The following is a 10778-nucleotide window of genomic DNA, read 5'->3' on the forward strand; positions in this document are numbered from 1 at the left end:
GGGCGTATCCAACTACTGCGGAATAAACTGATACTCGGTGACGCTCACGTACTCCGCGCCGGGGTGCAGGGTGGCATCAGGTTGCGGATATTCCGGATGGTTCGGGCTATCCGGCAGGAACTCGCTCTCCAGGGCCAGCCCCTGATACGCGCTGTACTCGCCCTGCTCGCGGGCAGGCGTGCCTTCCAGATAGTTGCCGGAGTAGAACTGCAGCGCTGGCGCAGTGGTATAGACGCTCATCTGCAGCTTCTTATCCGCCGACCAGAGGTGCGCCGCGGGCTGGCTGACATCGCCCTTCGCCTGCAGCAGGAAAGCGTGATCGTAACCCTTCACTTTCCGCTGATCGTCGTCCTGTAAAAAATCATCCGCGATGGTTTTCGGCTGGCGGAAGTCGAAGCTGGTGCCTTCAACCGCCTTCAGATCCTGATAGGGAATGCCGGTTTCATCCACCGGCAGGTACGCATCGGCCAGCAGTTGCAGCTGGTGGTCGCGCACGTCCGACTGCACGCCGTTAAGGTTAAAGTAGGCGTGATTGGTCAGGTTTACCGGGCAGGGCTTATCCACGGTAGCGCGGTACTCAATCGAGATGCGGTTATCCTCCGTCAGACGGAAGAGGGCGCTGGCATTCAGATTGCCAGGGTAACCCTGGTCACCGTCGGGGGAGGTCAGGCTCAGCAGCGCTTCGCTGTCGTTCTTACGCACGATGCGCCAGCGGCGCTTATCAAAGCCTTCCGGGCCGCCGTGAAGCTGGTTTTCGCCCTGGCTCGGCAGCAGCGAATAGCTCTGCCCGTCAAGGATGAAGCGGCTTTTGGCGATGCGGTTGGCGTAGCGTCCTACCGATGCGCCCAGATAGGCGGTCTGCTCCACGTAGCGTTGGGGCGTATTGCAGCCCAGCAGCGTCTCACGTACCGAACCGTCCGGCATCGGCACGCGTGCAGAGAGCAGAGTCGCGCCCCAGTCCATCAGGGTAACTACCATCCCCGCGCCGTTGCGCAGGGTGATCAAGCGGTATGCCAGCCCGTCAGGGGCCAGCGCAGGGGTTTCGTTTAGCACTGTCCAGCCCCCTCTGATGCTTTGCAGACGTAGAAAGTCTCTTTGATACCGGTTTTGGCTTCATACTGTGCCGCTACCGCGTCCTGAACCTGAGACACCAGCGCTTCCGGCACCAGCGCCACGATGCAGCCGCCGAAGCCGCCGCCGGTCATACGCACGCCGCCTTTATCGCCGATGGTCTCTTTAACAATCTCCACCAGGGTGTCGATCTGCGGCACGGTGATCTCGAAATCATCGCGCATGGAGGCGTGGGATGCCGCCATCAGCTCGCCCATCCGCTGCAGATCGCCTTTTTCCAGCGCGTCGGCCGCTTCCAGGGTGCGCTGGTTTTCAGTCAGCACGTGGCGCACGCGTTTGGCAACGAGCGGATCCAGCTCGGCGGCCACGGCGTTGAACTGCTCCAGAGAGACGTCGCGCAGGGCAGGCTGCTGGAAGAAGCGCGCCCCGGTTTCACACTGCTCGCGGCGGGTGTTGTACTCGCTGCCAACCAGGGTGCGTTTGAAGTTGCTGTTGATGATGATCACCGCCACGCCCTGCGGCATGGAGACCGCGCGGGTTCCCAGCGTGCGGCAGTCGAGCAGCAGAGCATGATCTTTTTTGCCGAGGGCCGAGATCAGCTGGTCCATGATGCCGCAGTTGCAGCCCACGAACTGGTTCTCCGCCTCCTGGCCGTTGAGGGCAATCTGTGCCCCGTCCAGCGGCAGGTGATAAAGCTGCTGGAAGACCGTACCCACAGCGACCTCCAGCGAGGCCGACGAGCTTAAACCTGCTCCCTGCGGCACGTTGCCGCTGATCACCAGATCCGCGCCGCCAAAGCTCTTATCGCGGTTGAGGAGGTGCTTCACCACGCCACGAACGTAGTTCGACCACTGCTGGCTGTCGTGGGCAAGGATCGGCGCATCAAGCGAGAACGCATCGGTCTGGTTGTCATAGTCGGCGGCGATAACGCGCACGGTGCGATCCGTCCGCGGCGCGGCGCTGATCACCGTCTGGTAGTCGATGGCGCACGGCAGCACAAAGCCGTCGTTGTAGTCGGTATGTTCGCCGATCAGGTTGACGCGGCCCGGAGCCTGAAACGTATGCGTGGCAGGGTAGCCGAATTTCTCAGCAAACAGAGATTGTGTTTTTTCTTTCAGACTCATGGTTAAACTCCTGATTCGCGAAAATGGATATCACTGACCGCTCGCAGGCGCTCGGCGGCCTGTTCCGCCGTCAGATCGCGCTGGGTCTCCGCCAGCATCTCGTAGCCGACCATAAACTTACGCACCGTCGCGGAGCGCAGCAGCGGCGGATAGAAGTGGGCGTGCAGCTGCCAGTGTGAATTCTCTTCGCCGTTAAACGGTGCCCCGTGCCAGCCCATGGAGTAGGGGAAGGAGCACTGGAACAGGTTGTCATAGCGGCTGGTTAACTTTTTCAGGGCCAGGGCGAGGTCACTGCGCTGGTCGTCGCTGAGATCGGTAATGCGCAGCACCGGGGCTTTCGGCAGCAGCAGTGTCTCAAACGGCCAGGCTGCCCAGTAGGGCACCACCGCCAGCCAGTGCTCGGTCTCGACCACGGTGCGGCTGCCGTCGGCCTGCTCGCGCTTCACGTAGTCCAGCAGCATCGGTGTGCCGTTGGCGGAAAAATAGTCCCGCTGCAGACGGTCTTCCCGTTCGATCTCGTTGGGCAGGAAGCTATTGGCCCATACCTGACCGTGCGGATGCGGGTTAGAGCAGCCCATCGCCGCGCCTTTATTCTCGAACACCTGCACCCAAGGGTAGGTTTCACCCAGCTCGGCGGTCTGCGCCTGCCAGGTCTGGACGACCTCTTCCAGCGCCGGGAGGCTCAGCTCCGGTAGCGTTTTGCTGTGGTCCGGCGAGAAGCAGATCACCCGGCTAACGCCGCGGGCACTCTGGCAGCGCATCAGCGGATCGTCACTCTCAGGCGCATCCGGTGTATCGCTCATCAGGGCGGCAAAGTCGTTGGTGAACACGAAGGTGCCGGTGTAGTTCGGGTTTTTATCGCCGGTGACGCGGGTATTGCCTGGGCAAAGGAAGCAGTCCGGATCGTGCGTCGGCAGCGTCTGCTGAGACGGCGTCTCCTGCGCGCCCTGCCACGGACGCTTGGCGCGATGAGGTGAAACCAGGATCCACTGACCGGTCAGCGGATTGTAACGGCGATGGGGGTGATCGACCGGGTTAAACTGTGTCATAGGATCCTCCTTAATCCGTATAGCCCTGCGGGTGACGTGACTGCCAGCGCCAGGTGTCCTGCGCCATCTCATCGAGAGAGCGGGTGACGCGCCAGTTCAGCTCTTTATCGGCGCGGCTGGCGTCGGCCCAGTAGGCGGGCAGATCGCCTTCGCGGCGCGGGGCAAAGTGATAGGTAATAGGTTTGCCGCAGGCTTTGCTGAAGGCGTTAACCACGTCCAGCACGCTGCTGCCCACGCCTGCGCCCAGGTTATAGATATGCACCCCGGCTTTGCCAGCCAGCGTCTGCATGGCAGCCACGTGGCCGTCGGCCAGATCCATCACGTGGATGTAGTCGCGCACGCCGGTACCGTCTTCGGTCGGGTAGTCGTTGCCAAAGATAGCCAGAGACTCACGGCGGCCTACCGCCACCTGAGCGATGTAGGGCATCAGGTTGTTCGGGATACCCTGCGGATCTTCACCCATATCGCCCGACGGATGCGCGCCAACCGGGTTGAAGTAGCGCAGCAGGGCAATGCTCCACTCCGGATCGGCTTTTTGCAGGTCGGTGAGGATCTGCTCCACCATCAGCTTGCTCTTGCCGTAGGGGCTTTGCGGCGTACCGGTGGGGAAGCTCTCCACATAGGGGATCTTCGGCTGGTCGCCGTAGACCGTAGCTGATGAGCTAAAGATAAGGTTTTTGACGTTTGCCGCACGCATAGCCGCCACGAGGCGCAGGGTGCCGTTAACGTTGTTATCGTAGTACTCCAGCGGCTTCGCTACGGATTCGCCCACTGCCTTCAGGCCAGCAAAATGGATCACCGTATCGATAGCCTGCTCGCGAAGCACATCGGCCAGCAGCGCTTCGTTACGGATATCGCCCTCGATAAAGGTAGCCTCTTTACCGCCCAGGCGGGCGATGACCGGCAGGACGCTTTGCTTACTGTTGCAGAGGTTGTCGAGGATAACGACGTCGTGACCGTTTTGTAACAGCTGTACGCAGGTATGACTCCCAATGTAACCGCTACCACCTGTAACCAGAACTCGCATATTTGGCTCCATTAACCCTATGTTATCTAATTACGATAGCATAACAGAGATGTAAAAAGTGTGACATGAACGAAAGTAGTGGAATCGCTTACACTAAAAAAACGCAGCGGAAATGGCGCTTCAAATGCTATGTAAAATCAAGCAATTAAAGCGCACTTATGCGCCTGGTCTGAAAAATGGCAACCAAACGGCCTAAGCCGGTTGGTCGATCTGGTAGTTATAGCTATCACCTTCGGGGACGAAATGCAGCCGGTGGGTAATACAGGCGGGAGCGTCCTGAGCATGATGGGAGACGAACAGCAGCTGGGTTTCTCCCTGGCCTATCAGCACGTCAACAAATCGACGGATCAGCTGGCGGTTAAGGGGATCGAGCCCCTGTAAAGGCTCATCGAGGATCAGCAGGGTAGGGTGCTTAACCAGCGCTCGGACGATCAACGCCAGCCGCTGCTGTCCCCAGGAGAGGCTATGGAAAGGGGCGTCGGCGGTGCGGGCATCGATACCTAAGATATCTAACCACCCCTGGACCAGCTTCTGCTGCTTATCCGACACCGCCTGGTAGATGCCAATCGAGTCAAAGTAGCCGGAGAGGATCACGTTACGCACCGTGGTGCTGACCCGATACTCCAGATGCAGGCTGCTGCTGACGTAGCCGATATGCTTTTTGATATCCCAGATGGTCTCGCCGCTGCCACGACGTACGCCAAACAGCGTCAGGTCATTGCTGTAACCCTGCGGGTGATCGCCCGTAATCAGGTTAAGCAAGGTCGATTTGCCCGCGCCGTTGGGGCCGATAATCTGCCAGTGCTCGCCGGGGTTCACGGTCCAGCTCAGATGGTTAATGATGGGCCGATCGTTGTAGGAGACCACACCATCGTTAAGTACAATACGCGGGGTATCTGCCGCCAGCAGATGGTGAGCGGGGGGCGCATCCGGCGGCGGCAGAGCCACGCCCGCCAGCGTCTCGCTGTGTGCCAGTTGGGCAATAAGCGCCTGCTCCAGCAGAGCCTGCTTTGCGCCGGTTTCGTTCAGGGTGCAATCCACCAGTACCCCGGCGTTGGCGACAAAATCTGGGATCTCATCAAAGCGGTTAAGCACCAGCACGAGGGTGATACCCTGGGCATTGAGCTGACCCAGCAGATCCGCCAGCTGGCTGCGAGAAGCGACGTCCAGCCCGTCAAAAGGCTCGTCCAAAATCAATAGCTCGGGATTGGTCATCAGCGCCTGGCACAGCAGGGTCTTGCGCGTTTCGCCGGTAGAGAGGTACTTAAAGCGGCGATCGAGCAGGGCGCTAATACCAAAGCGGGCGGCCAGCTCGGCGCAGCGTGTCGGATCTTTCACCTCATCCTGGATAATCTGTGCCGTGGTGCGGCCAGTATCCTCTTCGCCGGGGCTGAGCAGATCGGTGTTGTTCCGCTGCCACTCGTCGCTGACCAGCTTCTGCAACTGCTCAAAGGAGAGGCGGGTGACGCGGGCGAAGGTGCTCTCTCGCGTGCCTTTGAGCAGGGTAAGCTCACCGGCCAACGCTCTGGCGAGGGCCGATTTGCCGCTGCCGTTGGTGCCGACAAAGGCCCAGCTTTCTCCGGCACGCAGGGTGAGGTCGCTGATAGCGAGCGTGCGTGTATCGCTAAGACGAAACGTGCCTTGCGAAATATGCAATAACGACATGACGTATCCCATTTTTTGCAGCAGTAGTGCACAGAGATACGTGCTGCCGATGGGATTGTCAATGCTGGCGGCTTAGCAGAGGGTGGCGACGATAACCCGATCAGCGCTGAAGTAGGCGATTGCTTCGCTCTCTATCACCAGCCGGTCCGCCTGCTCCCGCGCAACGGTGGCGCACAGCGTCTGCCCGTCCGGGAGGGTCATCAACACTTCACTCTGCGCCTCGCCGTGCTCAATATGGCTGATGCGTCCCGGCAGCTGGTTATCGGCCCCGTCGGCAGCGGCGCTATCCTGAGTAATATTGATCCACGGCGCTTTTAACAGCACCAGCACCTCTTTGCCCTCGTCTAAGCCGAGACGCTCACCGCTGCGGGCGGTCAGGGCGACCTTCAGCCGGGTAGTGCCGTCCGCAAGCAGAACGTCGACGTGCTGCTGAACCTGGGAAAGCTCCCGGCCGGTGACCGTGCCGAACCACTGGTTGCGGGCGCTGGTCTGCAATGAGAAGCGAGAGATGGCCGCCAGCAGGCTGTTGAGGGGCAGGGCGTCGTCGTCGCTGAGCACGTCGAAGGCTTTCTGCTGGATCTGCGCCAGCAACTCGTAGAGCTGGATCAGCCGCTGGCCGTAGCGCGTAAGCTGCGCACCGCCGCCGCCTTTACCGCCGGTTGCGCGGTCAACCAGCGGCTGCTCGCTGAGCTGGTTCATCTCGTTGATGGCGTCCCAGGCGCTTTTATAGCTGATGCCAGCGTTCTTTGCGCCCTGGCTTATGGAGCCGGTCTGTTCTATCTGTTTGAGGAGAGTAATGCGTCGGGGATCGGCAAACAGCCGCTGCTGGAGCCGGAGGGTAAGGAGGATTTCAGCCTGCATAGTCAATCCTTGCAAAAGGGGTATTGTGCCGTAAATGCGCACCGGCGCAATGGGCATCGCACAAAAGGGACGTGTAATTCCGCGCCACCAGGTTAGAATGATAACTTCACTATATCTGGAGTAGACCATGTTAGAGTTATTGAAAAGTCTGGCATTCGCGGTGATCATGGTACCCGTGGTGATGGCCATCATTCTGGGGGCAATCTACGGCCTCGGCGAAGTGTTTAACATTTTTTCCGGCATTGGTCACAAAGATCGGTCCAGAGAGTCCCGCTAGTTTCTTAAAAACGCCCGCTGCTGCGGGCGTTTTGCTATTCAAGCTTTTTTATCCGTTGCCGATATCTGTTTTACATCAGGGTTACCGCTTAAGCGGTACAAATTAACCCTTAAAAACCCGAGGGTTATCGTTATATTGTGAAGTATATAACGTTACTCACAGGAGTCAGATATGGCACGTTCGGGATTACGCTTGTTAGCAGGCGCAACATTAACGCTCTCACTCGTAGGCCATGCCCTGGCTGACGAGGGAAAAGTCACGGTATTTGCTGCCGCGTCGCTGACGAATGCGATGCAGGATATCGCTACCGCCTATACGAAAGAGAAAAAAGTGAAGATTGTCTCTTCGTTTGCCTCCTCCTCAACGCTGGCACGTCAGATTGAGGCCGGTGCGCCTGCCGATCTCTTTATCTCTGCCGATCAGAAGTGGATGGACTACGCGGTAGAGAAGAAAGCGATTGATACCGCCAGCCGTGAAACGCTGCTTGGCAATAGCCTGGTGGTGGTTGCGCCAAAAGCGAGCGCCCAGGGTGAGATCGCGATTAACGATAAAACCAACTGGACCCGCCTGCTGAAGGGCGGCCGTCTGGCGGTAGGCGATCCGGAGCATGTCCCGGCAGGTATCTACGCCAAAGAGGCGTTACAGAAGTTAGGAGCCTGGGATACGCTGTCGCCGAAGCTTGCCCCGGCAGAGGACGTCCGTGGCGCGCTGGCGCTGGTAGAGCGCAACGAAGCCCCGCTGGGCATTGTCTACGGCTCTGATGCGGTCGCCAGCAAGGGTGTGAAGGTGGTCGGCACCTTCCCGGAAGATTCGCATAAAAAGGTGGAATACCCGCTGGCTATCATCGACGGGCATAAAGACGCCACGGTAAGCGCGTTTTATGACTATCTGAAGGGCCCGCAGGCTTCTGAAATCTTTAAACGTTACGGATTTACGACGCACGAATGATATTGACCGATCCCGAATGGCAGGCGGTATTGCTGAGCCTGAAAGTCTCCTCCCTGGCTGTTTTCTTCAGCTTGCCCTTTGGGATCTTCTTTGCCTGGCTGCTGGTCCGCTGTACGTTTCCAGGCAAAGCCCTACTCGATAGCCTGCTGCACCTCCCGCTCGTGCTGCCTCCCGTGGTAGTAGGTTACCTGCTGCTGGTGGCGATGGGTCGCCGGGGCATCATCGGCGAGTGGCTCTACGACTGGTTTGGTCTCACCTTTGCCTTTAGCTGGCGCGGCGCGGTGCTGGCGGCGGCGGTGATGTCGTTCCCGCTGATGGTGCGGGCCATTCGCCTGGCACTGGAGGGGGTTGACCTCAAGCTGGAGCAGGCGGCGCGTACCCTTGGGGCCGGACGCTGGCGGGTCTTTATGACCATCACGCTGCCGCTCACCCTGCCGGGCATTATTGTCGGGACGGTGCTGGCCTTTGCCCGCTCCCTTGGCGAGTTTGGCGCGACCATTACCTTTGTCTCTAACATCCCCGGCGAAACGCGCACCATTCCGTCGGCGATGTATACCCTGATCCAGACCCCCGGCGGCGAAAGCGCGGCGGCGCGGCTCTGCCTGATCTCCATTGTGCTGGCGCTGATTTCGCTGCTGGTGTCCGAATGGCTGGCGCGCCTTAGCCGCGAGCGGACGGGGAGATAGATCATGTTAGAACTCGATTTTACCCAGACGCTCGGCACGCACCGGCTGCGCGTTGAGGCGAATTTGCCCGCCAGCGGCATCACCGCCATCTTTGGCGTCTCCGGGGCCGGAAAAACCTCGCTGATTAACGCCGTCGGTGGCCTGACGCGCCCGCAGCAGGGGCGCATCGTGCTCAACGAGCGGGTATTGAACGATACCGAGAAAAAAATCTGCCTGCCGCCGGAGAAGCGACGGATTGGCTACGTCTTCCAGGACGCGCGGCTTTTTCCGCACTATAAGGTGCTTGGCAACCTGCGCTACGGCATGGCGAAAAGCATGGCCGGACAGTTTGACCGGCTGGTGGGTCTGTTGGGCATTGAGCCGCTGCTCGACAGGCTACCGGGCAGCCTCTCTGGCGGAGAGAAACAGCGGGTGGCGATTGGCCGGGCGCTGCTCACCGCCCCAGAGCTGCTGCTGCTCGACGAGCCGCTGGCCTCGCTGGATATCCCCCGCAAGCGCGAGCTGCTGCCTTACTTACAGCGGCTGGCGCGGGAGATCAATATCCCGATGCTCTACGTCAGCCACTCGCTGGATGAGATCCTGCATCTTGCCGATAAAGTGATGGTGCTGGAAGCTGGCGAGGTGAAAGCCTTTGGCAACCTGGAGGATATTTGGGGCAGCCGGGTGATGAATCCGTGGCTGCCACCAGAGCAGCAGAGCAGCGTGCTGAAGGTCAGCGTGCTGGAGCACCATCCGCACTATGCCATGACCGCGCTGGCGCTGGGCGATCAGCACCTGTGGGTCAACAAGCTCGACAGCCCGCTACAGACGGCGCTGCGCATCCGCATTCAGGCCTCGGACGTGTCGCTGGTATTGCAGCCGCCGGTCAACAGCAGCATCCGCAATATCCTGCGAGCGAAGGTGGCCCAGTGCTACGACGACCAGGGCCAGGTTGAAGTCCAGCTGGAGGTGGGCAGCCGCACGCTCTGGGCGCGTATCAGCCCGTGGGCCAGGGATGAGCTGGGCATCAAGCCTGGCCTGTGGCTCTACGCGCAGATCAAGAGCGTCTCGATCACCACCTGATTACAGCAGGTAGGTGCCACTCAGTACTTTAGTCTATATGTCATTGACCAGTTTTGATTTTGAAATGGGTGAAATGGTACATAGACAACTGCGTCATCATCAAAATCGGTAGTTAGAACGAAAGTATTGTGCGTTGTATAATTATTCGTCATGGTTAGACGGAGCGAGTAAATGGATACTACTGAAACATTGAATGGTACGTACTTCTACGGCGGGTTATCAAACCTAACACCACAACAGCTATGGTGGGCTATAACCATCGCCGTTGTGAGCGATCATCTGGGGATCTCAGCGGTTGATGCTGCACTGGTTATATCAGGACAACCAATTTTAACTACGAGGGGTAAACCTCGTGGGACAACTCCAGGAACATCAATTGCCTCCAAGTACATCAGCACATGGCTGAACTATAAACTGCCACGTGAGATCAGATTACCAACACTGACAGGTAAAACCATCACCTCGTTACATTTTAGCTCCACCAATAACTTGGGGCGTTTCGTCGGTCGTAATGTACCTTGGCTCGGTTGGGCTATTACATTTACAACGATTTATGACATTCAACGAGATGTTAGAGATACCTATAACCGTGTAGTGACTCCTAAAGACCGCATTCAGTGGACGTACTTCTAATGAGAGATATCGAGAAAGAGATTATTAATTTCATCGATCAGGAATATAATCCTAAAAAGTATTTTATTTTTGGGCCAAAGCGAACTATCACGCTTGATACGAGCATCAGGGATGATCTCAAGCTCGTTTTCGAAGACAGCGAAGAGTTATTACAAGAGTACTTCAAGCGTTGGAACGTAGATTCAGAAGGATTTGAGATACTTAACTATCTAAATCCAGAGTATCTTGGAAGTAAAGAACCTGATCCGCATAAGCCACTAACAGTTGGTATGCTCGTTGAAAGTGCTAAAGCTGGGCGTTGGTTATATAGTTGAATAACACATTAATGTTCATTTTAGATGCCCAATTGATGGGCATTTGTTATTTTAATATTAA

General features: G+C 58.1%; 12 protein-coding genes. 6 read left to right on the forward strand and 6 right to left on the reverse strand.

Annotation, left to right across the window (positions count from 1 at the left end; all coding sequences use genetic code 11):
- Positions 1-12: 12 nt before the first annotated feature.
- From galM to modE, 6 genes are all read right to left on the reverse strand, one after another.
- A complete protein-coding gene (galM, locus tag FN633_RS07535) occupies positions 13-1053 on the reverse strand; it encodes a galactose-1-epimerase (protein ID WP_154057287.1) in 1041 nt (346 codons plus the stop codon).
- Positions 1047-2195, reverse strand: coding sequence for a galactokinase (galK, locus tag FN633_RS07540; RefSeq protein WP_154057288.1), 1149 nt, complete (start codon positions 2193-2195; stop codon positions 1047-1049). Before galK ends, galM begins: the two co-directional genes overlap by 7 nt.
- A gap of 2 nt (positions 2196-2197) precedes the next feature.
- Complete coding sequence (gene galT / locus FN633_RS07545; protein WP_154057289.1) at positions 2198-3244, reverse strand: galactose-1-phosphate uridylyltransferase; 1047 nt, start codon at positions 3242-3244, stop codon at positions 2198-2200.
- 10 nt (positions 3245-3254) lie between these two features.
- Positions 3255-4271 carry a UDP-glucose 4-epimerase GalE gene (gene galE / locus FN633_RS07550; RefSeq protein ID WP_154057290.1) on the reverse strand — a complete coding sequence of 339 codons (1017 nt, stop codon included), beginning with the start codon at positions 4269-4271 and terminating at the stop codon, positions 3255-3257.
- Positions 4272-4463: 192 nt separating this feature from the next.
- Positions 4464-5936, reverse strand: a complete 1473-nt coding sequence (modF, locus tag FN633_RS07555) for a molybdate ABC transporter ATP-binding protein ModF (RefSeq protein ID WP_154057291.1) — start codon at positions 5934-5936, stop codon at positions 4464-4466.
- Positions 5937-6008: 72 nt separating this feature from the next.
- Positions 6009-6797, reverse strand: coding sequence for a molybdenum-dependent transcriptional regulator (gene modE / locus FN633_RS07560; RefSeq protein WP_154057292.1), 789 nt, complete (start codon positions 6795-6797; stop codon positions 6009-6011).
- Positions 6798-6924: 127 nt separating this feature from the next.
- On the opposite strand from modE, the gene FN633_RS07565 reads away from it, so the two are divergent.
- From FN633_RS07565 to FN633_RS07590, 6 genes are all read left to right on the forward strand, one after another.
- Positions 6925-7074, forward strand: coding sequence for an AcrZ family multidrug efflux pump-associated protein (locus FN633_RS07565; protein WP_144813437.1), 150 nt, complete (start codon positions 6925-6927; stop codon positions 7072-7074).
- A 171-nt stretch (positions 7075-7245) separates the two neighbouring features.
- Complete coding sequence (modA, locus tag FN633_RS07570; protein ID WP_154057293.1) at positions 7246-8022, forward strand: molybdate ABC transporter substrate-binding protein; 777 nt, start codon at positions 7246-7248, stop codon at positions 8020-8022.
- The gene (gene modB, locus FN633_RS07575; RefSeq protein WP_042392210.1) at positions 8019-8708 is read left to right on the forward strand and encodes a molybdate ABC transporter permease subunit; all 690 of its coding nucleotides are present in this window, start codon (positions 8019-8021) and stop codon (positions 8706-8708) included. The genes modA and modB overlap by 4 nt, the downstream gene beginning before the upstream one ends.
- Positions 8709-8711: 3 nt before the next feature.
- Positions 8712-9770 carry a molybdenum ABC transporter ATP-binding protein ModC gene (modC, locus tag FN633_RS07580; protein ID WP_154057294.1) on the forward strand — a complete coding sequence of 353 codons (1059 nt, stop codon included), beginning with the start codon at positions 8712-8714 and terminating at the stop codon, positions 9768-9770.
- A 171-nt stretch (positions 9771-9941) separates the two neighbouring features.
- The gene (locus tag FN633_RS07585) at positions 9942-10403 is read left to right on the forward strand and encodes an STM2901 family protein (protein ID WP_154057295.1); all 462 of its coding nucleotides are present in this window, start codon (positions 9942-9944) and stop codon (positions 10401-10403) included.
- Positions 10388-10717 (forward strand): DUF1493 family protein, encoded by a 330-nt coding sequence (locus tag FN633_RS07590; RefSeq protein WP_154057296.1) that lies wholly within the window; start codon positions 10388-10390, stop codon positions 10715-10717. The genes FN633_RS07585 and FN633_RS07590 overlap by 16 nt, the downstream gene beginning before the upstream one ends.
- The last annotated feature ends 61 nt before the right edge of the window (positions 10718-10778 follow it).

The organism is Pseudescherichia vulneris, from assembly GCF_902164725.1.
Classification (GTDB): domain Bacteria; phylum Pseudomonadota; class Gammaproteobacteria; order Enterobacterales; family Enterobacteriaceae; genus Pseudescherichia; species Pseudescherichia vulneris.